The 24,771-nt window shown below is 40.0% G+C and carries 24 protein-coding genes, 1 tRNA gene and 1 pseudogene; 23 read left to right on the forward strand and 3 right to left on the reverse strand.

Features of this window, described 5'->3' with window-relative positions; genetic code table 11:
- Positions 1-29 precede the first annotated feature (29 nt).
- Positions 30-100: transfer RNA gene (locus BQ2679_RS03490), tRNA-Cys, on the reverse strand.
- Between the two features lie 178 nt (positions 101-278).
- Between BQ2679_RS03490 and BQ2679_RS03495 the strand changes: the two genes are divergently transcribed.
- The 6 genes from BQ2679_RS03495 (at position 279) to BQ2679_RS03520 (ending at position 7,114) form a co-directional block, all read left to right on the forward strand.
- Positions 279-2,261, forward strand: a complete 1,983-nt coding sequence (locus tag BQ2679_RS03495; protein ID WP_075566212.1) for a peptide ABC transporter substrate-binding protein — start codon at positions 279-281, stop codon at positions 2,259-2,261.
- A 65-nt stretch (positions 2,262-2,326) separates the two neighbouring features.
- Positions 2,327-3,823 (forward strand): ABC transporter permease, encoded by a 1,497-nt coding sequence (locus BQ2679_RS03500; RefSeq protein WP_075566215.1) that lies wholly within the window; start codon positions 2,327-2,329, stop codon positions 3,821-3,823.
- On the forward strand, positions 3,823-4,749 hold the full coding sequence (gene oppC, locus BQ2679_RS03505) for an oligopeptide ABC transporter permease OppC (RefSeq protein WP_075566217.1): 927 nt from the start codon (positions 3,823-3,825) through the stop codon (positions 4,747-4,749). Before BQ2679_RS03500 ends, oppC begins: the two co-directional genes overlap by 1 nt.
- Before the next feature lie 8 nt (positions 4,750-4,757).
- Positions 4,758-5,825, forward strand: a complete 1,068-nt coding sequence (locus BQ2679_RS03510) for an ABC transporter ATP-binding protein (RefSeq protein ID WP_075566219.1) — start codon at positions 4,758-4,760, stop codon at positions 5,823-5,825.
- Positions 5,826-5,835: 10 nt separating this feature from the next.
- On the forward strand, positions 5,836-6,762 hold the full coding sequence (locus BQ2679_RS03515; RefSeq protein WP_075566225.1) for an ATP-binding cassette domain-containing protein: 927 nt from the start codon (positions 5,836-5,838) through the stop codon (positions 6,760-6,762).
- Between the two features lie 151 nt (positions 6,763-6,913).
- Positions 6,914-7,114, forward strand: a complete 201-nt coding sequence (locus BQ2679_RS03520; RefSeq protein ID WP_075566227.1) for a mechanosensitive ion channel protein MscL — start codon at positions 6,914-6,916, stop codon at positions 7,112-7,114.
- Positions 7,115-7,340: 226 nt separating this feature from the next.
- Here BQ2679_RS03520 and BQ2679_RS03525 read toward each other — a convergent pair.
- A pseudogene (locus tag BQ2679_RS03525) lies at positions 7,341-9,755 on the reverse strand (glycoside hydrolase family 95 protein); the annotation flags it as partial.
- A gap of 284 nt (positions 9,756-10,039) precedes the next feature.
- Here BQ2679_RS03525 and BQ2679_RS03530 point away from each other — a divergent pair.
- The 12 genes from BQ2679_RS03530 (at position 10,040) to BQ2679_RS03585 (ending at position 17,723) form a co-directional block, all read left to right on the forward strand.
- Positions 10,040-10,288 carry a YneF family protein gene (locus tag BQ2679_RS03530; protein WP_075226808.1) on the forward strand — a complete coding sequence of 83 codons (249 nt, stop codon included), beginning with the start codon at positions 10,040-10,042 and terminating at the stop codon, positions 10,286-10,288.
- A gap of 225 nt (positions 10,289-10,513) precedes the next feature.
- Positions 10,514-11,308: a glutamate racemase gene (gene racE / locus BQ2679_RS03535; RefSeq protein ID WP_075566231.1), complete on the forward strand. Its 795-nt coding sequence runs from the start codon at positions 10,514-10,516 to the stop codon at positions 11,306-11,308.
- Positions 11,305-12,276, forward strand: a complete 972-nt coding sequence (locus tag BQ2679_RS03540) for a nucleoside-triphosphate diphosphatase (RefSeq protein ID WP_075566233.1) — start codon at positions 11,305-11,307, stop codon at positions 12,274-12,276. The genes racE and BQ2679_RS03540 overlap by 4 nt, the downstream gene beginning before the upstream one ends.
- On the forward strand, positions 12,252-12,773 hold the full coding sequence (locus tag BQ2679_RS03545) for a metallophosphoesterase (RefSeq protein ID WP_006151436.1): 522 nt from the start codon (positions 12,252-12,254) through the stop codon (positions 12,771-12,773). Before BQ2679_RS03540 ends, BQ2679_RS03545 begins: the two co-directional genes overlap by 25 nt.
- The gene (cbpB, locus tag BQ2679_RS03550; protein WP_075566236.1) at positions 12,770-13,231 is read left to right on the forward strand and encodes a cyclic-di-AMP-binding protein CbpB; all 462 of its coding nucleotides are present in this window, start codon (positions 12,770-12,772) and stop codon (positions 13,229-13,231) included. The genes BQ2679_RS03545 and cbpB overlap by 4 nt, the downstream gene beginning before the upstream one ends.
- Positions 13,228-13,962, forward strand: coding sequence for a site-specific tyrosine recombinase XerD (gene xerD, locus BQ2679_RS03555; RefSeq protein ID WP_075566237.1), 735 nt, complete (start codon positions 13,228-13,230; stop codon positions 13,960-13,962). The genes cbpB and xerD overlap by 4 nt, the downstream gene beginning before the upstream one ends.
- On the forward strand, positions 13,962-14,696 hold the full coding sequence (locus BQ2679_RS03560) for a segregation/condensation protein A (RefSeq protein WP_075566240.1): 735 nt from the start codon (positions 13,962-13,964) through the stop codon (positions 14,694-14,696). The genes xerD and BQ2679_RS03560 overlap by 1 nt, the downstream gene beginning before the upstream one ends.
- A 12-nt stretch (positions 14,697-14,708) precedes the next feature.
- Positions 14,709-15,278 carry an SMC-Scp complex subunit ScpB gene (gene scpB / locus BQ2679_RS03565; RefSeq protein ID WP_075566242.1) on the forward strand — a complete coding sequence of 190 codons (570 nt, stop codon included), beginning with the start codon at positions 14,709-14,711 and terminating at the stop codon, positions 15,276-15,278.
- A complete protein-coding gene (locus tag BQ2679_RS03570; RefSeq protein WP_075566244.1) occupies positions 15,265-15,987 on the forward strand; it encodes a pseudouridine synthase in 723 nt (240 codons plus the stop codon). Before scpB ends, BQ2679_RS03570 begins: the two co-directional genes overlap by 14 nt.
- Positions 15,987-16,223, forward strand: a complete 237-nt coding sequence (gene yidD / locus BQ2679_RS03575; protein ID WP_075566246.1) for a membrane protein insertion efficiency factor YidD — start codon at positions 15,987-15,989, stop codon at positions 16,221-16,223. Before BQ2679_RS03570 ends, yidD begins: the two co-directional genes overlap by 1 nt.
- A gap of 114 nt (positions 16,224-16,337) precedes the next feature.
- Complete coding sequence (gene pepA, locus BQ2679_RS03580) at positions 16,338-17,402, forward strand: glutamyl aminopeptidase (protein ID WP_075566248.1); 1,065 nt, start codon at positions 16,338-16,340, stop codon at positions 17,400-17,402.
- Between the two features lie 24 nt (positions 17,403-17,426).
- The gene (locus BQ2679_RS03585) at positions 17,427-17,723 is read left to right on the forward strand and encodes a bacteriocin immunity family protein (protein WP_075566250.1); all 297 of its coding nucleotides are present in this window, start codon (positions 17,427-17,429) and stop codon (positions 17,721-17,723) included.
- A 29-nt stretch (positions 17,724-17,752) separates the two neighbouring features.
- Here BQ2679_RS03585 and BQ2679_RS03590 read toward each other — a convergent pair whose 3' ends face one another.
- Entirely contained in the window at positions 17,753-19,384 is a 1,632-nt protein-coding gene (locus tag BQ2679_RS03590) for a Na/Pi cotransporter family protein (RefSeq protein WP_075566252.1), read from the reverse strand.
- Positions 19,385-19,735: 351 nt separating this feature from the next.
- Between BQ2679_RS03590 and BQ2679_RS03595 the strand changes: the two genes are divergently transcribed.
- The 5 genes from BQ2679_RS03595 to folK all read left to right on the forward strand — a co-directional run bounded on the left by BQ2679_RS03595 (position 19,736) and on the right by folK (position 24,730).
- Positions 19,736-20,935, forward strand: coding sequence for a phosphoglycerate kinase (locus tag BQ2679_RS03595; RefSeq protein WP_075566254.1), 1,200 nt, complete (start codon positions 19,736-19,738; stop codon positions 20,933-20,935).
- Positions 20,936-21,074: 139 nt separating this feature from the next.
- On the forward strand, positions 21,075-22,019 hold the full coding sequence (gene folP, locus BQ2679_RS03600; RefSeq protein WP_075566256.1) for a dihydropteroate synthase: 945 nt from the start codon (positions 21,075-21,077) through the stop codon (positions 22,017-22,019).
- Position 22,020: 1 nt separating this feature from the next.
- A complete protein-coding gene (locus tag BQ2679_RS03605) occupies positions 22,021-23,319 on the forward strand; it encodes a bifunctional folylpolyglutamate synthase/dihydrofolate synthase (RefSeq protein WP_075566258.1) in 1,299 nt (432 codons plus the stop codon).
- 3 nt (positions 23,320-23,322) lie between these two features.
- On the forward strand, positions 23,323-23,877 hold the full coding sequence (gene folE, locus BQ2679_RS03610; RefSeq protein WP_075566260.1) for a GTP cyclohydrolase I FolE: 555 nt from the start codon (positions 23,323-23,325) through the stop codon (positions 23,875-23,877).
- A 40-nt stretch (positions 23,878-23,917) separates the two neighbouring features.
- Positions 23,918-24,730: a 2-amino-4-hydroxy-6-hydroxymethyldihydropteridine diphosphokinase gene (gene folK / locus BQ2679_RS03615; RefSeq protein WP_075566262.1), complete on the forward strand. Its 813-nt coding sequence runs from the start codon at positions 23,918-23,920 to the stop codon at positions 24,728-24,730.
- The last annotated feature ends 41 nt before the right edge of the window (positions 24,731-24,771 follow it).

Genomic DNA, 24,771 nt, shown 5'->3' on the forward strand with positions numbered 1-24,771 from the left:
AAAGACTCCTTTTGGAGTCTTTTTATATAAGGCGGTAGACGGATTTGAACCGACGATCAAGCTTTTGCAGAGCCGTGCCTTACCACTTGGCTATACCGCCTTAACTTTTAATATTATACCTTGAAAACTTCCTTACGTCAATACTTTCTTTTCTGAAAAGTGATTATTCAATGTTTCAAAAAAATGCGACAAAATATTCTGAAAATTCGTTTACTTTTTTAAGAATCTGTGGTATAATAATCACTATCATATAATTTTTATCAAAGGAGTTAGATAATATGAAAAAAAGTCGGATTTTTGCTCTAGCAGGCGTTGCTTTAGTTGCAGCTGGAGTTCTTGCTGCATGTGGTTCATCAAAGTCATCTAATGATGCAGAAGCTCCAAAAGCTTACGGTTATACATATACCGCTGATCCAGAAACTTTGGATTATCTTATCTCAGGTAAACAAAGTACAAAAGTGGCTACTTCAAATGGTATTGATGGCCTATTTACAAATGATAAATATGGAAACCTTACACCAGCAGTCGCAGAAGACTGGTCTGTATCAAAAGATGGTTTAACTTATACTTACAAGATTCGTAAGGGAGTAAAATGGTTCACATCTGATGGTGAAGAGTACGCAGAAGTAACTGCTAAAGACTTCGTAAATGGTTTAAAACACGCAGCTGATAAGAAATCAGCAGCAATGTATCTAGCAGAAAATTCAGTTAAAGGTCTAGCTGACTATGTAGCTGGAAACAATAAAGATTTTGCATCAGTTGGTGTCAAAGCAGTTGATGATTACACTCTTGAATATACTTTGAACAAACCTGAGCCATACTGGAATACTAAAATGGCTTACTCAATTTTCTGGCCTTTGAACGAGGAATTTGAAAAATCAAAAGGAGCTGACTTTGGTAAAGCAACTGACCCTACTTCATTGCTTTATAATGGTCCATTCTTGCTTAGAGGTTTGACTGCTAAGTCTTCTATTGAGTTTGTTAAGAATGAAAACTATTGGGATAAAGATAATGTTCATTTGGATACTGTAACCCTTGCATACTACGATGGTTCAGACCAAGAGTCACTTGAACGTAACTTTACAAGTGGAGCATACAGCTATGCTCGTCTTTTCCCAACTAGCTCAAACTTCTCAAAAGTTGAAGAAACATATAAAGACAATATTTACTACAATCCACAAGGTCCTGGTATCGCTGGTTTGGGTGTCAATATTGACCGTCAATCATACAAATACACTTCAAAAACTACTGACGAAGAAAAGATTGCTACTAAGAAAGCCCTTCTTAACAAAGATTTCCGTCAAGCTTTGAACTTTGCATTTGATCGTAAGGCTTACTCTGCTCAACTTAATGGTGAAAAGGGAGCTCCTCTTGCTGTTCGTAACCTTTTTGTAAAACCAGAGTTTGTGTCTGCTAACGGTAAAACATTTGGTGACATGGTTACTGAAAAAGTTGCTACTTATGGTGATGAATGGAAAAATGTAACCCTTGCTGATGGTCAAGATGGACTCTTCAATGCTGAAAAAGCTAAAGCAGAACTTGCGAAAGCCAAAACTGCTCTAGAAGCAGAAGGTGTGAAATTCCCTATCCATATTGATATTCCAGTAGACCAAACATCTAAAAACTATATTGCTCGTATCCAATCCTTCAAACAATCTGTTGAGACGGCTTTGGGCACAGACAATGTAGTGATTGATATCCAACAAATCACTACAGACGAACTACACAATATTACATACTACGCAGCTAGCGCCGCTGCAGAGGATTGGGATCTTTCAGGTGCAGTTGGATGGAACCCTGACTATGAAGACCCATCAACATACCTTGATATCTTGAAAACAACTAATAGCGAAACAACTAAGACTTACATGGGATATGACAATCCATCTAACCCAGCAGTTGCTCAAGTTGGTTTGAAAGAATATGATAAATTAGTTGATGAAGCTGGAAATGAAACAAGCGACCTTGCGACTCGTTATGAAAAATACGCAGCAGCTCAAGCTTGGTTGACAGATAGCTCACTCTTCCTTCCTGCAATGTCTTCAAGTGGTGCAGCACCAATTATTTCTCGTGTAGTACCATTTTCAGCATCTTACACTCAATCTGGTGATAAAGGTTCAGATGTTTACTTCAAGTACCTCAAGTTACAATCAAATACTGTAACAACTAAAGAATATCAAGAAGCTCGTGAGAAATGGCTTAAAGAAAAAGCAGAAGCAAATGAAAAAGCTCAAAAAGAATTAGCGAGCCATGTGAAATAAATAATGCTCATTAGAACTTTCTCTCCACAAGGAGAAGGTTCTTTTGGGATTTTAAAGGAAATAATATGAAAAAATATGTTTTTATGCGTATCTTGCGGTCGCTGGTCTCTATCTTTTTAGTGACGACCTTGATCTACACGATTATCTATACGTTAGTTCCACGGAAGTTGATTTTCAAACAAGATACTAACTACAATAAAATTGCAACAACAGCTGATAAACGGGATAATTATGAAAACACTGTTTTTGAGCGTATGGGGTATATTGAATACTACGATACAAAAGAGTTGCAAGAAAAAGCTAGTAGCATTGACTCTTCAGTGACAGTAGATGCAAATGATACAAATAAAGCTATCTATGAAAAATATATCCAACAACTTGGTAACGGTTGGACTTTGGGTGTATTCACAGAGAGCGGTCAATTCTATGCAACACGTGAAATTCCTATTTTTGAACGTGTATTCCACTTCTATGCAAACTTGCTTGATATTGACCATACAAATAAAATTCAAGATCCAGAAAATCCAAACTTGGAGCGTTATTTACGTTTTGAAAATGACCCTGCTATCGGTTGGTCTCTAGTTGGATCAGGTACAAAACATAAGTACCTCTTGTATTTCAACAGCCAGTTTCCATTTGTTCACCAAAACTTTGTCAACTTGAACTTAGGAGATTCTTACCCAACTTATGCCAATACTCCTGTTCTTCAAGTTATCACACAAGGTCAAGGACAAACCAAGACTTCAGAAGTTCAATTCCCAACAGGTAAGAAAACTTCATCAGTCAACATTTACTCAAGAACATACAAATCTCCAAGTCAAGCAGATGCACGTGAAGTAGCAAACTATGGTAAGGATGATCCTTATACAGCTACTGAAAGCAATTATCAGTATCCTTCAATGATTACAAGCTCTGCTATTACAGGTTTAATTGGTCTTGTAATTTCATACTCTATTGCGATTCCGCTTGGTTCTGCAATGGCTCGATTCAAGAATACCTGGATTGATAGTTTCTCAACAGGAACTTTGACTTTCTTGCTTGCCCTTCCAACCATTGCCTTGGTTTACATCATTCGTTTGATTGGTTCATCTATCGGATTCCCTGATTCATTCCCAATCTTGGGTGCAGGTGATTGGCGGTCATATGTCCTTCCTGCAGTGATTCTGGGCTTGTTGGGTGCACCTACTATGGCAATTTGGATTCGTCGTTACATGATTGACTTACAATCTCAAGACTTTGTTCGTTTTGCACGTGCAAAAGGTCTATCTGAGAAAGAAATTTCAAACAAACACATCTTTAAGAACGCCATGGTCCCATTGGTTTCAGGAATTCCAGGTTCTATCATTGGAGTTATTAGTGGAGCAACTCTTACGGAAACAGTCTTCGCCTTTCCAGGTATGGGTAAAATGTTGATTGACTCTGTAAAAGCATCAAATAACAACATGGTAGTTGGTCTTGTCTTTATCTTCACTTGTATCTCAATCTTCTCAAACCTTATTGGGGATATTTGGATGACTATGATTGACCCACGTATTAAATTGACAGAGAAAGGAGGCAAATAATGTCTACAATTAGTAATGATAAATTTCAGTTCGTAAAACGTGATGACTATGCCTCTGAAGTAATTGACGCTCCTGCCTATTCATACTGGGGTTCTGTCTTTAGACAGTTTTTGAAGAAAAAATCAACAGTAATCATGCTCGGTATTTTGATTTCTATTGTCTTGATGAGTTTCATCTATCCAATATTTTCTGATTTTGACTTTAATGATGTAAGTAAAGTTAACGACTTTAGTGCTCGTTTCATTAAGCCAAATGCTGAGCATTGGTTCGGTACAGACAGTAACGGGAAATCACTCTTTGATGGTGTCTGGTTTGGAGCACGTAACTCAATCCTGATTTCGGTAATTGCAACTACTATCAACCTTGTTATTGGTGTTATTGTCGGCGGAATTTGGGGTATCTCAAAATCAGTTGACCGTATCATGATGGAAGTCTACAACGTTATCAACAATATTCCATCGCTTTTGATCGTTATCGTTTTGACTTACTCTATCGGAGCAGGTTTCTGGAACTTGATTTTTGCCATGAGTGTAACAACCTGGATTAATGTTGCTTTCTCAATTCGTATCCAGATGTTACGTTACCGTGATTTGGAGTACAACCTTGCTTCACGAACTTTGGGAACACCAAGTTACAAAATTATTGTGAAAAACATTATGCCACAATTGGTATCTGTTATTGTTACGAGTTTGACACAAATGCTTCCAGCATTTATCTCATATGAAGCCTTCCTATCATTCTTTGGACTTGGTTTGCCAATTACGGTACCTAGTTTGGGACGCTTGATTTCAGACTATTCTCAGAATGTAACTACAAATGCCTACCTCTTCTGGATTCCATTGACAACTTTGGTTTTGGTTTCCTTATCACTTTTCATTGTTGGACAAAACTTAGCCGATGCTAGTGATCCACGTACACATAGATAGGAGTAGAAATGACAAAAGAAAAAAATGTAATTTTATCTGCTCAAGATATTGTCGTGGAATTTGACGTTCGTGACAAAGTATTGACAGCTATTCGTGGAGTTTCTCTTGAGTTGATTGAAGGAGAAGTTCTTGCCTTAGTGGGAGAATCCGGATCTGGTAAATCTGTTTTGACAAAAACATTCACAGGAATGTTGGAAGAAAATGGACGTATTGCTTTTGGTAACATTGACTACCGTGGTCAAGACCTAACAGCACTTTCTTCACACAAGGATTGGGAACAGATTCGTGGGGCTAAGATCGCAACGATCTTCCAAGATCCTATGACTAGTTTGGACCCAATAAAAACAATCGGAAGCCAAATTACCGAAGTTATCATTAAACACCAAGGTAAAACAGCTAAAGAAGCAAAAGAAATGGCTATCGACTATATGAATAAGGTTGGTATTCCGGATGCTGAGAAGCGATTTGAAGAGTACCCATTCCAATATTCTGGAGGGATGCGTCAACGTATCGTTATCGCTATTGCACTTGCGTGTCGTCCAGATGTTCTTATCTGTGATGAGCCAACTACGGCCCTCGATGTTACTATTCAAGCTCAGATTATTGACTTGCTGAAGTCGCTTCAAAATGAATATCACTTTACAACTATCTTTATCACCCACGACCTAGGTGTTGTAGCAAGTATTGCAGATAAAGTAGCAGTTATGTATGCTGGTGAGATTGTTGAGTACGGTACTGTTGAAGAAATATTTTATGATCCTCGTCATCCCTATACTTGGAGCCTATTATCAAGTTTGCCACAGTTAGCTGATGATAAAGGAGAACTATATTCAATTCCAGGTACTCCTCCGTCACTATATACAGAATTAAAAGGTGATGCATTTGCTCTTCGTTCAGATTACGCAATGAAGATCGATTTTGAAGAAAAAGCACCTCAATTTGCTGTGTCAGATACTCATTGGGCTAAAACTTGGTTGCTTGATGAACGAGCTCCAAAAGTTGAAAAACCAGCAGTAATTTCAAATTTACATGACAAGATTCGTGAGAGAATGGGTCTTGTTCATCTAGAAAACTAGGAGGAAGGAAATGTCTGAAAAATTAGTAGAAATTAAAGACTTAGAGATTTCCTTCGGTGAAGGAAGCAAAAAGTTTGTAGCCGTTAAAAATGCTAACTTCTTTATCAACAAAGGTGAAACTTTCTCTCTAGTTGGTGAGTCGGGTAGTGGTAAAACAACGATTGGTCGTGCAATTATCGGTTTGAATCATACCAGTAAAGGGGATATCCTCTTCGAAGGTAAAAAGATCAACGGTAAAAAATCACGAGCTCAAGAAGCTGAAGTAATCCGTCGTATTCAAATGATTTTCCAAGACCCTGCTGCTAGTTTGAATGAGCGTGCAACGGTTGACTATATCATTTCTGAAGGTCTTTATAATTTCCATCTATTTAAGGATGAGGAAGAAAGACAAGAGAAAGTTAAAAAGATTATTAGTGAAGTTGGACTTTTGGCTGAACATTTGACACGTTATCCTCATGAGTTTTCAGGTGGACAACGTCAACGTATTGGTATCGCTCGTGCCTTGGTTATGCAACCTGACTTTGTTATCGCAGATGAGCCGATTTCAGCCTTGGACGTTTCAGTTCGTGCCCAAGTTTTGAACTTGCTCAAGAAATTCCAAAAAGAACTTGGCTTGACTTACCTCTTTATTGCCCATGACTTGTCAGTTGTTCGTTTCATCTCTGACCGTATTGCAGTTATTTACAAAGGGGTCATTGTTGAAGTCGCGGAAACGGAAGAATTGTTTAATAATCCAATCCATCCGTATACTCAAGCTCTCTTGTCTGCAGTACCGATTCCAGACCCAATTTTGGAACGTAAAAAAGTCTTAAAAGTCTATGATCCAAACCAACACGACTATGAGACTGATAAACCATCTATGGTTGAAATCCGACCAGGTCATTATGTTTGGGCTAACCAAGCTGAATTGGAACGCTATAAAAATGATTTGAAATAAGAAAAGGTTTTATAATTTTTGTAGATTAATTCTATGAAGATTATGAAACTTTTTTCTTTTAGTTATAAACTTGATTATCTTTAACAATTTGATATACTGAATACAATAAGAAGTAAGCGATTAGAAGTGTGATTAACCAAGGGAGAATCAAATGGATCATCAACGAAATTTATTTACTGATCTTGCTAGAACTGTTGGAGCATGCCTTTGGGTAAAGGGGATGGAAGTTTTAACTGAAAAGAAGGAATCAGAGCCAGAAGTGTTAGAGTTGACTAGATTTATTCTAGCTTTAAAACTAAGTTCTTCCTTACCAGGGATTCTTGGGCTTCCTAGAAAGGAAGATAAGAAATGAAATTGATTTGGGATATTCTATTTTTTATCTTGATTAAACCAATTATAATTTTAATAGAAATTATTTGGTATATCATTTGCTCTGTAGTATACAATTTCTTTATAGACATAGGGACATCAATTTTAGATTGGATTATAAAATTACTTTAGTTTATCGCAATACTAGAGTTGAAACTGATGATAACTTCGTAGAGTTTTTATCATATAGATGATACTTAGTTTAGTTCAGAAGATATAGGGGTAGGCAAATGTTCAAAGGTTATGACATCGCCCTTTTGAGTAGCAAGCTGGATGCGATTGTCTTTGATGCGGGTAGCTTGTACTTCCTTACCGTTTACCTTGACAATGCTAGCTTCGATATTTGGATAGTCTAAGACTAAGTCTCCACCCACATTAGAAAGGAAGGATAGTGTTTCAAGATTCTTTTCTTTCCATTTTATGCTGACTTCAAAGTTACCACGAGCTACTAGACCTGAGACTTGACCATCTTTCCATGCATCTGGAAGGGCTGGTAATGGGGCAATGTAGCCGGTGTGAGACTGAAGGAGCATTTCTGCCATCCCGCTGGTTGCACCAAAGTTTCCATCGATTTGGAAAGGCGCGTGCGTATCCCAGAGGTTTTCTAGAGTTGAGGATCTGAGTTGTTCTGCCAGCAAACGATGGGCACGATTTCCATCTAGGAGACGAGCCCAGAGGTTGATTTTATTAGCCTTAGACCAACCGGTACCATCATCTCCACGATGGTTTAGGGTTGCGCGTGCTGCTTCCAGATATTCAGGCTGATCTTTGCCGAATAAGGTTCCTGGGAAGAGCCCAACCAGATGAGAAACGTGTCGGTGATGGTTTTCAATTCCTTCATTAGTGAATTGAGGACTGTCTTCTTCGTACCATTCCTTGATTCGGCCATCTTGGTTGATATGAAGTGGTTTGAGCTTGTCAAATTTAGCCTTCACTTCTATCACCAAATCTTGGTCGACATTGAGATGATTGGCCGCTTCCATATAGTCGTGGAATAACTGCCAAACTAGAGATTGGTCAAAGGTATTTCCAATCGTGATAGTTCCATGCTCTGGTGAGTAGGATGGAGAAGAAACCCAACGATCACTATATTTGTCGTAGTGCAAGAAGGAATTCCAGAACTTGGCTGTTTCCTTGAGCATTGGATAAATCTTTTCTTTGAGATAGGTTTCATCCTTGGTGAATTTGTAGTAGTCATAGATGTTCTGCATCATCCAAGCATTGGCAGCAGGAGACCACCCCCAGTAATAATTCCAACCTGGAGTTGTCCAGCCAAATGGTGTTGCCTGAGTATGAACCAACCAACCGTTTTCTTGGCCTTCTTTGGATTCGATACCTGCATATTCTTTAGCAGCGATACGACCATAGTAGCGCATGTCATCAATATAATTGACCATTGGCTTAGCAGTTTCTGCAAGATTGTTCATGTAGGCAGGCCAGTAGTTCATCTGAAGGTTGACATTGAGGTGGTAATCTGAGTTCCAAGGTGGATTGTCTACAGCATTCCAGACTCCTTGCAAGTTGGCAGGAAGGGCATCTGTCCGGTCACGAGAAGAACTGATGAGTAGATAACGTCCGTATTGGAAGAAGAGTTCTTCTAGTTGTTGCCCTTTTTCTGGGTTGTAGGTATGCAGAGCTTCTTTTGTAGTTTGGCTAGACTTGCTACCGCCAAGATTTAGTTGAACACGATTGAAGAGACTTTGATAATCCTTGATGTGGTTATTTTTTAGGGTTTCATAATCTTTTGCCTTGGCAGCTTCTACGATAGACTTGACAGTATTTTCTACGTCAATATCCTTGCGATAGTTGGTTTTTGGATTTTGAGCAAAGTTGGTCTTGGCACTGAGTAAAAGGGAAGCATAGCTAGCTCCAGTGACAGTCAAATAGCCATCTTGGGCCGTAATCTGTCCATCTGTCTTGATTACAAGATAGGAAGCAAATTGAAGACCATTATCTTTGACACTGCCTTTGAGTAGAATACCGTTGGTATCGACATTAACACTTCCTTCTTTAAAATTTGATTCTTCCATAGAGTACTCTCCATTAGCAATCAAATCTTTTGTCAAGCTATTCCAGAGTGTAAAATCAAGGGTTTTATCCCCTTTTTTACTCAAGTGGATCACAGTAACATCGTCAGGATAGCTAGAGAAGGTTTCGCGTTTAAAGTTCGTACCGTCTTGGGTATAAGAAGTGGTCGAGATGGCCTCAGAAATATCTAAACCACGATGATAGTCGGTAACATTCTCCAAGCCTTTCTTTTGGTTGTTAAAGACCATAAAGATATCACCAAAAGATAAGTAACGACCATACTGAGCATTGTTTGGTCCGACTAGGTTGCGCTCCGCTAATTGTTTTGCTTTTTGGCGGTTTCCTTCTTCTAATGCCTTACGAATTTCTGCTAAAACCTTATATCGGTCTTGATAGTTCCCCCCATTGTAATCGATGCTATCCGGCTGCGGTCCACCAGACCAGAGAGTTTTTTCATTGTATTGGATTCTTTCTTCACCGATGAGCCCAAAAACTTTTGCCCCCATCTCACCGTTTCCGACTGGCAGGGCTTGTTTTTCCCATCCATCATAAGAAGGAGCAGTTGGTTGGTCGTATATTAGTTGATAGTTATTTTTATTTTTCATAGATTTTTTAATTATTGAAGCAAGTAGTAGAGTGAATTCTATGCTTTTACTATAGCAGACACATTAACTTATTGCAAGGCTTTAAAGGCCTCATTTGTTTATTTTAAGGACAGTGTATATTCTAGATTTTATAATGGATAGTAAGCAAGCCTTTTTTATAGGTAAAGTGAATTAAAATGTTGCATAGTTGCTTTCTGAAAGCGCAAATCAAACTAGTCAGCAGTGGGACTTTATGGTATAATATAGTAGACTTTAAAAGAAACAGGAGAAATATTATGGATCTTATTTTAGCGATTGTCTTGATTGTTTTAGCTTTTCTAGGAGGTGCTCTTGGGGGCATGTACTTGGTGCGTAAACAAATTGAAAAAGAATTTGCTGACAACCCACGTCTGAATGCAGAAGCAGTTCGTACTCTTTTGAGTGCTAATGGTCAAAAACCAAGCGAAGCTAAGGTACAACAAGTGTATCACCAAATTATTCGTCAACAAAAAGCAGCTCTTGCTAACAGCAAAAAGAAAAAATAAAAGCTTCTTGTCACTATAAATAGGAAAAGTCTGGGATGAAAGTTCCAGACTTCTCACTATGTTCACATTTATTGAAGTTTGAAGCATTTTGCTTGCATTCTATTGATATTTGATTATGATTAAGAGGGAGACAGTTGGAACCTTACCAAACTGTCAGAAATTTCAGTAAGAAATGTAATGATAATGAACTATCAATCAGAAACATAAGACTAGAAAGAAGACTATATGGATAATCGACCAATTGGTTTTTTGGATTCGGGTGTCGGAGGCTTGACGGTTGTACGTGAACTCATGCGCCAGCTTCCCCATGAAGAAATCGTCTATATTGGAGATTCAGCACGGGCGCCCTATGGTCCTCGTCCTGCTGAGCAAATTCGTGAATACACTTGGCAACTGGTCAACTTTCTTTTGACCAAGGATGTCAAAATGATTGTCATTGCCTGCAATACTGCAACAGCAGTTGTTTGGGAAGAAGTCAAGGCTAGGTTGGACATCCCTGTCCTGGGTGTCATCTTACCGGGTGCGTCAGCGGCTATCAAATCCAGCCAAGGTGGTAAAATTGGTGTAATCGGAACACCTATGACTGTATCATCTGACATCTATCGTCAGAAAATCCATGATCTGGATCCGGATTTACAGGTGGGAAGCTTGGCCTGTCCCAAATTTGCTCCTTTGGTTGAGTCAGGTGCACTTTCAACCAGTGTGACCAAGAAAGTAGTCTACGAAACTCTACGTCCTTTGGTCGGAAAAGTGGACAGTTTGATTCTGGGTTGTACTCATTATCCGCTCCTAAGACCTATTATCCAAAATGTGATGGGACCAGAAGTAAAACTAATTGATAGTGGAGCAGAGTGCGTGCGGGATATCTCCGTCTTACTCAATTATTTCGAGATTAATCGTAGCCGGGATGCCGGCCCTCTACAACACCGTTTTTACACGACTGCAAATAGTCATAGTTTTGCTCAGATTGGAGCGGAATGGCTAGAAAAAGAGATTCATGTGGAGCATGTAACATTATGACCAACAAAATTTATGAATACAAGGATGACCAGGACTGGTATGTAGGCTCTTATAGCGTTTTTGGCGGTATTCGGACCTTGACGGATGATGAGTTAGACTTTCCTATGTTACAATTCGTCAAAATATTTGGAGATGAAGAGCGAGGCTTCCCGCTTTCAGTCACTGTTTTACGCTATGGTTCCCCTTATCGTTTGCTCTCATTTGTGGTAGATATGCTCAACCAAGAGGCAGATCGCAATTTAGAAGTCATTCAACGTCAGGGAGCTCTGCTTTTGGTTGAAAACGGGAAACTCTTATATGTGGAATTACCTAAAGAAGGAGTAGATGTTGAAGCCTTCTTTGAAACTAGCAAGGTCAGAGAAACCTTGCTCATAGCAACTCGTAATGAGGGTAAGACCAAAGAATTTCGTGCTATCTTTGACAAACTTGGATATGATGTGGAGAATCTCAATGATTACCCAGATCTACCTGAAGTTGCTGAAACTGGTATGACCTTTGAAGAAAATGCTCGCCTTAAGGCTGAAAACATCTCCAAATTGACAGGAAAGATGGTTCTAGCAGATGATTCAGGTCTTAAAGTCGATGTCCTCGGTGGTTTGCCAGGCGTTTGGTCAGCTCGATTTGCAGGAGTGGGAGCCACTGACCAGGAAAACAACGCTAAACTTTTGCACGAATTAGCCATGGTCTTTGAACTCAAGGACCGTTCGGCACAATTCCACACCACTTTGGTTGTGGCTAGCCCAGGTAAGGAAAGCTTGGTGGTCGAAGCTGATTGGCCAGGCTACATTAACTTTGAATCTAAGGGTGAAAATGGTTTTGGCTATGACCCTCTTTTCCTAGTAGGAGAAACAGGCAAGTCATCAGCTGAATTAACCCTTGAAGAAAAAAATAGTCAATCTCACCGTGCCTTAGCCGTTAAGAAACTTTTGGAGGTATTTCCATCATGGCAAAGCAAACCATCATTGTAATGAGCGATTCCCACGGAGATAGCTTGATTGTAGAAGAAATACGTGATCGCTATCTTGGGAAAGTTGATGCCATTTTTCACGATGGTGACTCGGAGCTTCGCCCAGATTCACCACTCTGGGAAGGGATTCAGGTAGTTAGAGGAAACATGGATTTCTATTCAGATTATCCAGAACGCTTAGTGACTCAACTGGGTCCTACCAAGATTATCCAGACTCACGGACACTTATTTGACATTAACTTCAATTTCCAAAAACTAGATTTCTGGGCCCAAGAGGAAGATGCTGATATCTGTCTCTATGGTCACTTGCATGTGCCAAATGCTTGGATGGAAGGGAAGACCCTCTTTCTAAATCCAGGTTCTATCAGCCAACCACGTGGAACCATTAGAGAATGCCTCTACGCTCGTGTGGAAATTGATGACAGCTATTTCAAAGTGGATTTTTTGACACGTGATCATGAGGTTTATCCAGGCTTGTCCAAGGAGTTTGCTCGATGATTGCCAAAGAATTTGAACTCTTTTTGCTGGAGCAAGAGGAAACCTTTTTGACTCCTGCTGAAAATTTGGCTGTCTTAATCGATACCCACAATGCAGATCATGCAATCCTCTTACTTAGTCAGATGACCTATAGTAGGGTTCCAGTAGTAACAGATAAGAGAAAATTTGTCGGAACAATTGGCCTAAGAGATATTTTAGCCTACCAAATGGAGAAAGGCTTGAGTCAAGAGGCCATGGCGGATACAGACATTGTTCATATGACTAAAAAGAATGTTGCAGTTGTGGAGCCAGATTATCATCTAACGGATGTATTGCACAAGCTAGTGGATGAGTCCTTCCTCCCTGTCGTAGATAAGGATGGTGTCTTCCAGGGAATTATCACACGTAAGTCTATCCTAAAGGCTGTTAATGCCCTCTTACATGACTTTAGTAAGGAATATGAGATTCGAAGTAAATGAGAGAATGGATTGTAGCATTTTTAGATGAAAAACAGGATTTGTCCAGTAATTCTAAGCAGTCTTATAAGTATGATTTAGAGCAATTTTTAGACATGATAGGAGAGCAAATTTCTGAGACAAGTTTAAAAATCTACCAAGCTCAACTATCAAATTTTAAAATTAGTGCCCAAAAGCGTAAAGTTTCTGCTTGTAATCAATTTCTCTTCTTTTTGTACCAAAAAGGAAAGATTGATACCTTTTACCGTTTGGAATTAGCCAAACAAGCTGAGAAAAGGGAAGAAAAACCAGAATTATTAGACTTGAGTTCTTTCTGGCAGGAAAGTGATTTTCCAGAAGGACGCTTACTGGCTTTGCTGATGTTGGAATTAGGACTGTTGCCAAGTGAAATTCTAACCTTGAAAATTGCGGATATAAATCTGGACTTTCAAGTGTTGAGAATTACTAAGTCTTCCCAACAAAGAATTGTAGCTTTCCCAAGAGCCTTGCTAACAGAGTTGGAGCCCTTTATGGGGCAGACCTATCTGTTTGAGAAGTCTGGAAAAACTTATTCGCGTCAATGGGCCTTTCGTCAGTTAGAAGCATTTCTAAAGGAAAAAGGTTTTGCAGATTTATCGGCTCAAGGGTTAAGGGAACAGTTTATACTGAGACAAATTGAAGAGAAGGTTGACTTGTACGAAATCGCCAAAAAATTAGGATTAAAAACAGTCATGACCTTAGAAAAATATAGATAATGGATATTAAATTAAAAGATTTTGAAGGGCCTTTGGATTTGCTCTTACACTTGGTTTCAAAGTACCAGATGGATATCTATGATGTGCCTATTACAGAGGTTATTGAGCAGTATCTAGCCTATGTATCAACTTTACAAGCTATGCGTTTAGAAGTGGCAGGTGAATATATGGTGATGGCTAGCCAACTCATGCTGATCAAAAGTCGTAAGCTCTTGCCAAAGGTTGCAGAAGTGACAGATTTAGAAGATGATCTTGAACAGGACCTCCTTTCTCAAATCGAAGAATACCGTAAGTTTAAACTTTTGGGAGAGCAGTTGGAAGTCAAGCACCAAGAACGAGCTCAATATTACTCAAAAGCACCTACTGAATTGATTTATGAGGATGCTGAACTTGTGCATGATAAGACCACGATCGATCTTTTCTTAGCCTTTTCAACCTTACTGACCAAGAAAAAGGAAGAATTCTCGAAAAACCATACAACCATTTTACGAGATGAGTATAAGATTGAGGATATGATGGTCATCGTTCGGGAAGCCTTGGTAGAAGGGCAACAACTATGTCTGCAGGATTTGTTTAAAGAAACCAAGGATTTACAAGAGGTCATTACACTCTTTTTGGCAACCCTGGAGTTGATTAAAACCCAAGAAATTCTCTTGATTCAAAAAGAGAGTTTTGGAGATATCTATCTCATGAAAAAGAATGAGGAAAATCAAGTAGAGCAAAGTCAGGCTTGATAGAGAGGAAGTATGAGTACTTTAGCAAAAATAGAAGCACTCCTGTTTGTGTCGGGTGAAGATGGAATTAGGGCTCGCCAGTTAGCAGAGCTCTTATCGTTACCACCAACAGGGGTTCAGCAGAGTCTTGAAAAATTAGCCAAAAAGTATGAAAAAGACCAGGATTCTAGTTTGGCCCTGATTGAGACAGGAGGTGCCTACAAATTGGTAACCAAGCCTCAATTTGCTGATATTTTAAAAGAATATTCTAAGGCGCCAATCAACCAGAGTCTATCTCGGGCTGCGCTTGAAACATTGTCCATTATTGCTTATAAGCAACCTATCACACGTATAGAAATCGATGCTATTCGTGGGGTTAATTCGAGTGGAGCTTTGGCAAAGTTACAGGCCTTTGACTTGATACGAGAAGACGGGAAAAAAGAGGTGCTTGGACGCCCTAACCTCTATGTAACGACGGATTATTTTCTGGATTACATGGGTATTAACCATTTGGAAGAATTGCCTGTGATTGACGAGCTTGAAATTCAAGCACAAGAAAGCCAATTATTTGGTGAAAGGATAGAAGAAGATGAGAATCAATAAATATATTGCCCACGCAGGTGTGGCCAGTAGGAGAAAAGCAGAGGAGTTGATCAAGCAAGGCTTGGTGACTGTTAACGGTCAGGTAGTACGCGAACTAGCGACAACCATTAAGTCTGGCGATAAGGTAGAAGTTGAAGGTCAACCCATCTATAACGAAGAAAAGGTCTACTATCTTCTCAATAAACCCCGCGGAGTGATTTCTAGTGTGACAGATGATAAGGGACGTAAGACTGTTGTCGACCTCTTGCCGAATGTTAAAGAGCGCATCTACCCTGTGGGACGTTTGGACTGGGATACGTCAGGTGTATTGATTTTGACCAATGATGGTGACTTTACAGATGAGATGATTCACCCGCGTAATGAAATCGATAAGGTTTATGTGGCGCGTGTTAAAGGTGTGGCTAATAAAGAAAATCTCCGCCCCTTAACTCGTGGTCTTGAGATTGATGGTAAGAAAACTAAGCCAGCGGTTTATGAGATTCTTAAAGTAGACCCAGTCAAAAACCGCTCTGTAGTACAGTTGACCATTCATGAAGGACGTAATCACCAGGTTAAAAAGATGTTTGAAGCAGTTGGGCTTCCTGTGGATAAGTTGTCTCGGACACGTTTTGGACACTTAGACTTGACGGGTCTTCGTCCAGGAGAATCACGTCGTCTCAATAAAAAAGAAATCAGCCAACTACATACTATGGCTGTAACTAAGAAATAATGAAAAGAATTTTAATTGCGCCTGTGCGCTTTTACCAACGTTTTATATCCCCAGCTTTTCCGCCTTCTTGTAGATTTGAGCCAAGTTGTTCAAACTACATGATTCAGGCTATTGAGAAGCATGGATTTAAGGGCGTTCTCATGGGACTGGCTCGAATTTTACGATGTCATCCTTGGTCTGAAATAGGTAAGGACCCCGTACCAGATCACTTTTCTTTAAAGAGAAATTCAAAATAAAAAGAATCACAGTCGTGATTCTTTTTTGGTGTAGATAGATCTATAGATTGATGATTTTCACTACCCTTCTCCTATAAAAAGTGGTAAAATGGTTGAAAGAAAGAAGGGATAGAAATGACAACATTATTTTCTAAAATCAAAGAAGTAACAGAACTTTCTGCTATCTCAGGTCATGAAGCGCCTGTTCGCTCTTATCTCCGTGAGAAAATATCACCTCACGTGGATGAAGTAGTGACAGATGGCCTAGGCGGTATCTTCGGTATCAAACATTCAGAAGTTGCGAATGCACCTCGCGTCTTGGTAGCATCTCACATGGATGAAGTTGGTTTTATGGTGAGTGAAATTAAACCAGATGGAACCTTCCGAGTAGTTGAAATCGGTGGTTGGAACCCGATGGTTGTCAGCAGCCAACGATTTAAACTCTTTACGCGCCAAGGACGTGAAATTCCAGTCATCTCAGGTTCAGTACCTCCACATTTGACTCGTGGAACAGGTGGGCCAACCATGCCAGCTGTTTCAGATATCGTCTTCGATGGTGGTTTTGCGGATAAGGCTGAGGCTGAAAGTTTTGGTATCCGTCCTGGAGATACCATCGTTCCAGATAGTAGCGCAATCCTAACAGCTAACGAAAAAAATATCATCTCAAAAGCTTGGGACAACCGCTACGGAGTTCTCATGGTGAGTGAATTAGCAGAAAACTTGTCAGGTCAAAAACTAGGCAATGAACTTTATCTTGGTGCCAATGTCCAAGAAGAAGTCGGACTTCGTGGTGCTCATACCTCAACAACTAAATTTGACCCAGAAGTTTTCCTTGCTGTAGACTGTTCACCAGCTGGTGATGTTTATGGTGGTCAAGGTAAGATTGGTGATGGAACCTTGATTCGTTTCTACGATCCAGGTCACTTGCTTCTCCCAGGTATGAAGGATTTCCTTTTGACGACAGCTGAAGAAGCTGGTATCAAGTACCAATACTACTGTGGAAAAGGTGGAACTGACGCTGGGGCAGCTCATCTGAAAAATGGTGGTGTACCATCAACAACAATCGGTGTTTGTGCCCGTTATATCCACTCTCACCAAACCCTTTATGCTATGGACGATTTCCTTGAAGCTCAAGCATTCTTACAAGCCTTGGTTAAAAAATTGGATCGTTCTACAGTAAATTTAATCAAAAATTATTAAACAGAAAAGATGGAGGTGATAGGTGTGGAAGAACCAAACCTAGAAACCTTGATACGGGATCTTTACAATAATGCCCGTCAAAACCTGAGTGAAGATTTAGTGGCTGCGCTCCTAGAGACTGCTAAGCAATTGCCCAGCACCAATGAGCGATTGCTAGCAGTACGGCTATCAGGTCTAGTCACTCTTGAACTTCTCAAAAATCCTAGGACACCTTCGCCAGAGTTAGTCAATCTGGCCCGCTTTATCAAAAAGGAAGAAGCGAGATACAGGGGTGCAGCCGCATCTTCCTTTATGATTGGAGAGCTGTTTAAAATGCTTTGATTCGAAAGAATCAAAGCATTTTTTTCGTTTTAAATTTGTTCTGCCAAAACCTTTTCAGCAAGGTTCATAGCGTGGTCTGATACACGAGTGTAGTGAGAAATGATATCGATAAAATTGACACCTGCTTGGGTAGAACATTCTCCGTTATTAAGACGTTTAATATGAGTCTTACGAAGGACACGTTCCATGTTGTTGATGTCTTCATGTCGTTCGATAAGAGCTTGAGCTTTTTTGAAATCATTATTTTCAACACTCTCAAGAGCATCTTTAACGAATTCGCTAGTTTTATGATAAATCTCTGCTAGTTCCTCTAAGGCAGCCTCAGAGAATTGAACATTTTTACGTTGCAAGTAATCGTTGAGATTGATAAGAGCTTCAGCGTGGTCTCCGATACGTTCTAAGTCTCGTGAAGAGTCAAGGATATTTGTTAAGACTTCACTCTCTTTTTGGCTCAAAGCTTCACCAGATAAACTAATGAGGTAACGAGTCAATTTTTCATCAATAGTATTGATAGCTTCTTCAGTCTTATGTCCCTTTTCTGCAACTTTTTCATCAGAATTGATGATATAGTCGTAAGAGAGGTCAAAGGCTTTCGCAGCATAATTACCCAAGTGTAGAAGTTCTTTTTTAGCATTTCCAAGAGCGATAGATGGAGCTTGTTTGATCAGTTGCTCATCAAGGTAAAGTGGCTCGTATTTGACAACTTCGTCTTCTCCAGGGATAAGTTTGGTTACCAAGAAGGCAAGAGCACCGATGAATGGAAACTGAATAATCGTGTTAGTAATGTTGAAGGTTCCGTGGGCGAAGGCAATGGTCATTTCTGGAGCTAGATTTAAGAAGCTCTCAAACCATTGGATTAAGCCTGTAAATGGAACGAGGAAGATAATACAGATAACGGTTCCGATAACGTTAAAGGTCACATGGGCTGCCGCCACACGTTTGGCTGCAATATTAGCACCCAAGGAAGCGATAATAGCAGTGATAGTAGTTCCGATGTTATCTCCAAAGAGAACTGGTAGGGCACCCTGAAGGTCAATCAGATTGCTAGCGTAGAGATTTTGTAGGATCCCGATGGTCGCTGAGGAAGCTTGAATCAGAAGGGTTAAACCTGTTCCGACAAGAACACCAAGAATTGGATTCTTACTCAGTTCTACCATGTAGTCTTTAAAGACTTGTAAATCCTTAAGGGGTTCCATAGCGCCACTCATAAGATTGAGGGCAAAGAAGATACCACCGACACCAAAGACAATTCGTCCGATGTTATTGATGGTTCTATTTTTGGTGAAGAAGAGACAGACTGCTCCGAGAAAGAGCATGGGTAAAGCATAGTCTCCCAATTTAAAACCAATGATAAAGGATGTGACGGTTGTTCCAATATTGGCTCCCATAACAATCCCAATAGCCTGATGCAGGGTCAATAGTCCAGCACTAACCAGACCAACTGTAATAACTGTAACACCTGAACTCGATTGAATCAGGGCAGTCATTCCAATTCCAACTAAAATTCCAAAGAAAGGATTGCTGGTATATTTGTCAATGTAAAATCGAAGACGATCTCCAGCTGCTTGTTGCAAACCGTCCCCCATGGTCTTGATACTATATAAGAATAGTCCCAGACCACCTAAAAAGTGAAATGCAATTTCCTGCCAATTAATGGACATTTTCTTTTTCCTCCGAAAACTAATCACGGAATTTCTCCCATTCTATTTTAAAGGATTCTAAGCAATCTCACAAGTGGTAAATAGTAAATTTTAATAAAAATGTAATGAATCTTTTATTAAAAAGTATCATTTAGTTGGGCTATTATTATTCCAACTAGTAAGCATTTTATGATTTTTTGGATGAAAATTTAAAATTAGTGAGAGTTTCGATTATCTAAGACTCACTAGTTTTATACTCTTATTTTTAAAGTCCCAGACTAATCGAGAAAGAGAAAAGTTTAAGGTTTTTCTATCTCTTTTACTGATTTTGTGATATAATTAACACATAAAAAAATTAAGGAGTCTTTTCAAATGGCAAAATTGACTGTTAAAGATGTTGAGTTGAAAGGGAAAAAAGTTCTCGTTCGTGTTGACTTCAACGTTCCTGTAAAAGATGGCGTGATTACTAACGATAACCGTATCACTGCAGCTCTTCCAACTATCAAGTACATCCTTGAACAAGGTGGACGTGCAATCCTCTTCTCTCACCTTGGACGTGTGAAAGAAGAAGCTGATAAAGAAGGTAAATCACTTGCTCCTGTAGCTGCTGACTTGGCTGCTAAGTTGGGTCAAGAAGTTACATTTATCCCAGGTGTTACACGTGGTGCTGAATTAGAAGCAGCTGTTAACGCTCTTGAAGATGGACAAGTTCTTTTGGTTGAAAACACTCGTTACGAAGATGTTGACGGCAAGAAAGAATCTAAAAACGATCCTGAACTTGGTAAATACTGGGCATCACTTGGTGATGGTATCTTCGTAAACGATGCATTCGGTACAGCTCACCGTGCACACGCATCTAACGTTGGTATCTCAGCAAATGTTGAAAAAGCTGTTGCTGGATTCCTTCTTGAAAACGAAATTGCATACATCCAAGAAGCAGTTGAAGCTCCAGAACGTCCATTCGTGGCTATCCTTGGTGGTTCAAAAGTTTCAGACAAGATCGGTGTTATCGAAAACTTGCTTGAAAAAGCTGATAAAGTTCTTATCGGTGGTGGGATGACTTACACATTCTACAAAGCACAAGGTATCGAAATTGGGAACTCACTTGTAGAAGAAGACAAATTGGATGTTGCCAAAGCTCTTCTTGAAAAAGCAAACGGTAAATTGATCTTGCCAGTTGATTCAAAAGAAGCTAATGCATTTGCTGACTACACTGAAGTGAAAGACACTGAAGGTGAAGCAGTAGATCCAGGATTCCTTGGTTTGGATATCGGTCCTAAATCTATCGCTAAATTTGACGAAGCTTTGACTGGTGCTAAAACAGTTGTATGGAATGGACCAATGGGTGTATTTGAAAACCCTGACTTCCAAGCTGGTACAATCGGTGTAATGGACGCTATCGTGAAACAACCAGGCGTTAAATCAATCATCGGTGGTGGTGACTCAGCTGCCGCAGCTATCAACCTTGGTCGTGCAGACAAGTTCTCATGGATCTCTACTGGTGGTGGAGCTTCAATGGAGCTTCTCGAAGGTAAAGTCCTTCCAGGACTTGCAGCTTTGACTGAAAAATAAGAATATTAAAAAGGAGAACTCGGCTTCTCCTTTTTTACGCTCTTTTAAAGTTTGAGAGTCCCGAGGGATAATTGGACAGAATCCAAAAAAAACAGTAAAATAGAGGAATACCAATTTAAATGAAATTTGAGTGATAATCGTGGAAAAAAGAGACAATCATACAAAAACAGCTATTTGCGGTATTATCAATGTCACCCCAGATTCTTTCTCTGATGGGGGTCAATTTTTTGCTGTTGAGGAAGCCTTGAAACAGGCTAGAAAATTGATAGACGAAGGAGCCACTATCCTAGATATTGGTGGAGAATCCACTCGACCTGGAAGTAGCTATGTTGAGATTGAAGAGGAAATCCAACGTGTTATCCCAGTCATTAAGGCTATCCGTCAAGAGAGTGATGTTCTGATTTCGGTCGACACATGGAAAAGTCAGGTTGCAGATGAAGCTCTAAAAGCTGGTGCCCATATAGTCAATGACATTACAGGTCTTATGGGGGATGAGAAGATGGCGGAAGTGATTGCCAAATCTGGAGCTCAGGTAGTCATCATGTTTAATCCAGTCATGGCACGCCCTCAGCACCCTAGTTCACTTATCTTCCCTCATTTTGGCTTTGGAGAGCCTTTTACACAGGAATACCTAGATGAGTTTGAAAAACTACCAGTAGAAGAATTGATGACAGCTTTCTTTGACCGTGCTCTAGTAAGAGCGGAAAAAGCAGGAATTTCGAAAGAAAACATCATGCTAGATCCTGGGATTGGCTTTGGCTTGACCAAAAAGGAAAATCTGCTACTTCTACGTGACCTTGATAAATTACACGAGATAGGCTATCCTATCTTTTTAGGAGTCTCTCGCAAGCGCTTTGTCATCAATATTCTGGAAGAAAATGGTTTTGAAGTAAACCCAGAAACTGAAGAAGGCTTCCGCAATCGTGATACGGCTTCAGCTCATGTGACCAGTATCGCCGCTAGACAGGGTGTAGAAGTTGTGCGTGTACACGATGTAGCCAGCCACAAGATGGCAGTTGAAATCGCATCAGCCATCCGTCTGGCAGATGATGCGGAAAATTTAAACTTGAAACAGTATAAATAAGATGAATAAAAACGAAACAAATCAGTGGATAGCTAACTATCGGACAGACCAACCGCATTTTGGTTTGGAGAGGATGGTGAAGCTATTAGCCCTACGTGGCAATCCCCATCTCAAGCTCAAGGTTATCCATATCGGAGGCACCAATGGTAAGGGTTCTACTATAGCCTTTTTGAAGAATATGTTGATAAAGATGGGGCTAAGAGTTGGAGTCTTTAGCTCACCCTATCTGATTCATTATACCGATCAGATTGCCATTAATGAGGAATCTATCCCAGAAGCAAGATTAGAGACCTTGATGGTAGACTATCGCTCACTACTTGAGGGGGAGCATGCTCTTGATTTGCAGGAAACGACAGAGTTTGAGATTATCACTGCTATAGCCTATGATTATTTTGCTTCTGAGCAAGTCGATGTGGCTATTATGGAAGTAGGTATGGGCGGACTTTTGGATAGTACCAATGTCTGTCAACCTATGCTAACGGGAATCACGACTATCGGATTAGACCATGTAGCGCTTTTAGGGGATAGCTTGGAAGCTATCGCGGAGCAGAAAGCTGGAATTATCAAACAAGGAGTTCCCCTGGTAACAGGAAATATTGTCCCAGAAGCCTTAGCAGTTATCAACCAAATCGCTAAAACGAAAGAGGCTCCCAGGCTTGTTTATGGGGAAGATTATCAAGTCAGTCATCAAGGGAGTGTGAGGACGGGAGAAGTCTTTGACTATACAAGCCCGCTTAGGCAGGGGCGCTTTCAGACAGGTCTACTTGGCATTCATCAGATAGAGAATGCTGGGATGGCCATAACCCTGTTAGATACCTATTGCAAAGAGACTGGCCGAGAATTGGCAAGTAATAACATAGTGGCTCAGGCCTTGGCAGAGACAAGCTGGCCTGGACGCTTGGAAGTTTTTTGTAGAGAACCCTTAATGATTTTGGATGGGGCCCATAATCCCCATGCTATCAAGGCTTTGGTAGAAACATTGCAAGAACGATTTGCGGACTACCATAAAGAAGTCCTCTTTACTTGTATTAAAACTAAAGCTTTAGAGGACATGTTAGACTTATTAGAGACTTTGCCAGATACTGAGCTGATATTGACTCACTTTGATGATGGTCGAGCTACAGACAAAGAAGTACTAAAAAAAGTAGCTTATTCTAGAAATCTAAACTACAAAAGTTGGCAGTCATTTCTAGACCAAAGTATGATAGATATTGAAGAGAAAAAAACAGTTAGGATAGTTACGGGCTCCTTGTATTTCTTGAGCCAGGTGAGAGCCTATCTAATGGAGAGGAAAAACTAGAGAATGGATACACAAAAGATTGAGACGGCTGTAAAAATGATTATCGAAGCGGTAGGTGAAGATGTTAATCGCGAAGGCTTACAGGAAACTCCTGCACGTGTAGCTCGCATGTATCAGGAGATTTTTTCAGGACTTGGTCAAACTGCGGAGGAGCATTTGTCAAAATCCTTTGAAATTATCGATGATAATATGGTAGTGGAAAAGGATATTTTTTTCCATACCATGTGTGAACATCACTTCTTGCCTTTTTATGGGAAAGCTCATATCGCTTATGTTCCAGACGGACGTGTGGCAGGTTTATCAAAGCTGGCACGTACAGTTGAAGTTTATGCTAAAAAGCCACAGATTCAAGAACGCTTGAATATCGAAGTGGCTGATGCTTTGATGGAATATCTAGGTGCCAAAGGTGCTTTCGTTGTTATTGAAGCAGAGCATATGTGTATGAGCATGCGTGGTGTTCGGAAACCAGGAACTGCAACTTTGACCACAGTGGCTCGTGGAGTGTTTGAGTCAGATAAGGACCTTCGAGACCAAGCATATCGTCTCATGGGACTATAAAAAATCCGCTTCAAGTGGATTTTTCTAGAAAGGATTTGTTATGGATCAACTGCGCATTAAAGATCTAGAAATTTTTGCTTATCATGGTCTTTTCCCGAGTGAGAAGGAACTGGGCCAAAAGTTTATCATTTCAGCTAGTTTATCCTATGATATGACCAAGGCTGCAACAGAGTTGGATTTGGAGTCTTCTATCCACTACGGAGAACTATGCAAAGAATGGACAGCTTGGTTTCAGGAAACCACTGAAGACTTGATTGAAACAGTTGCTTACAAACTAGTAGAGCGTACATTTGAGACTTACCCTATCGTTCAAGAGATTGAGCTGGAGCTGAAAAAACCTTGGGCACCTGTTCATCTACCCTTGGAGACCTGTTCGGTAACTATCCATCGACGTAAACAGCGAGCCTTTATTGCATTGGGAAGTAATATGGGAGATACAAAGGTCAATCTCAAACAAGCTCTTGACAAGATGCGTGCTCGAGGAATTCGTATTCTCAAAGAGTCTAGTGTGATTACAACTGAGCCATGGGGTGGTGTAGAACAAGATAGTTTTGCCAATCAGGTTATTGAAGTGGAAACATGGTTGCCGGCTCCAATTTTATTAGAAAACTTATTAGCTATTGAGTCTGAAATGGGACGGGTCAGAGAAGTGCTTTGGGGACCTCGTTTGATTGATCTGGACTTGCTTTTTATGGAGGATCAGGTCATTTATAACGATAATCTCATCTTGCCGCATCCTTATGTTGCTGAGCGACTCTTTGTTTTAGAGTCGCTGCAGGAAATTGCACCTCATTTCATCCATCCAGTCCTAGGACAACCGATTCGTCACTTATATCAAGAATTGAAAAAATAAAAAAACCTAGTCTCCTAAACTAATTGTTAGGATGCTAGGTT

Origin of the sequence: Streptococcus timonensis (assembly GCF_900095845.1) — a bacterium.
GTDB lineage: Bacteria > Bacillota > Bacilli > Lactobacillales > Streptococcaceae > Streptococcus > Streptococcus timonensis.

Coding starts and splice junctions, on each gene's coding strand:
- xerD (WP_075566237.1), top strand. CDS start 13,228: ATGAGAGAATGGATTGTAGCATTTTTAGATGAAAAACAGGATTTGTCC.
- BQ2679_RS03590 (WP_075566252.1), bottom strand. CDS start 19,384: ATGTCCATTAATTGGCAGGAAATTGCATTTCACTTTTTAGGTGGTCTG.
- racE (WP_075566231.1), top strand. CDS start 10,514: ATGGATAATCGACCAATTGGTTTTTTGGATTCGGGTGTCGGAGGCTTG.
- pepA (WP_075566248.1), top strand. CDS start 16,338: ATGACAACATTATTTTCTAAAATCAAAGAAGTAACAGAACTTTCTGCT.
- BQ2679_RS03510 (WP_075566219.1), top strand. CDS start 4,758: ATGACAAAAGAAAAAAATGTAATTTTATCTGCTCAAGATATTGTCGTG.
- yidD (WP_075566246.1), top strand. CDS start 15,987: ATGAAAAGAATTTTAATTGCGCCTGTGCGCTTTTACCAACGTTTTATA.
- scpB (WP_075566242.1), top strand. CDS start 14,709: ATGAGTACTTTAGCAAAAATAGAAGCACTCCTGTTTGTGTCGGGTGAA.
- BQ2679_RS03560 (WP_075566240.1), top strand. CDS start 13,962: ATGGATATTAAATTAAAAGATTTTGAAGGGCCTTTGGATTTGCTCTTA.
- BQ2679_RS03500 (WP_075566215.1), top strand. CDS start 2,327: ATGAAAAAATATGTTTTTATGCGTATCTTGCGGTCGCTGGTCTCTATC.
- BQ2679_RS03495 (WP_075566212.1), top strand. CDS start 279: ATGAAAAAAAGTCGGATTTTTGCTCTAGCAGGCGTTGCTTTAGTTGCA.
- folK (WP_075566262.1), top strand. CDS start 23,918: ATGGATCAACTGCGCATTAAAGATCTAGAAATTTTTGCTTATCATGGT.
- oppC (WP_075566217.1), top strand. CDS start 3,823: ATGTCTACAATTAGTAATGATAAATTTCAGTTCGTAAAACGTGATGAC.
- BQ2679_RS03515 (WP_075566225.1), top strand. CDS start 5,836: ATGTCTGAAAAATTAGTAGAAATTAAAGACTTAGAGATTTCCTTCGGT.
- BQ2679_RS03605 (WP_075566258.1), top strand. CDS start 22,021: ATGAATAAAAACGAAACAAATCAGTGGATAGCTAACTATCGGACAGAC.
- BQ2679_RS03570 (WP_075566244.1), top strand. CDS start 15,265: ATGAGAATCAATAAATATATTGCCCACGCAGGTGTGGCCAGTAGGAGA.
- BQ2679_RS03520 (WP_075566227.1), top strand. CDS start 6,914: ATGGATCATCAACGAAATTTATTTACTGATCTTGCTAGAACTGTTGGA.
- folE (WP_075566260.1), top strand. CDS start 23,323: ATGGATACACAAAAGATTGAGACGGCTGTAAAAATGATTATCGAAGCG.
- BQ2679_RS03540 (WP_075566233.1), top strand. CDS start 11,305: ATGACCAACAAAATTTATGAATACAAGGATGACCAGGACTGGTATGTA.
- BQ2679_RS03530 (WP_075226808.1), top strand. CDS start 10,040: ATGGATCTTATTTTAGCGATTGTCTTGATTGTTTTAGCTTTTCTAGGA.
- BQ2679_RS03545 (WP_006151436.1), top strand. CDS start 12,252: ATGGCAAAGCAAACCATCATTGTAATGAGCGATTCCCACGGAGATAGC.
- BQ2679_RS03595 (WP_075566254.1), top strand. CDS start 19,736: ATGGCAAAATTGACTGTTAAAGATGTTGAGTTGAAAGGGAAAAAAGTT.
- cbpB (WP_075566236.1), top strand. CDS start 12,770: ATGATTGCCAAAGAATTTGAACTCTTTTTGCTGGAGCAAGAGGAAACC.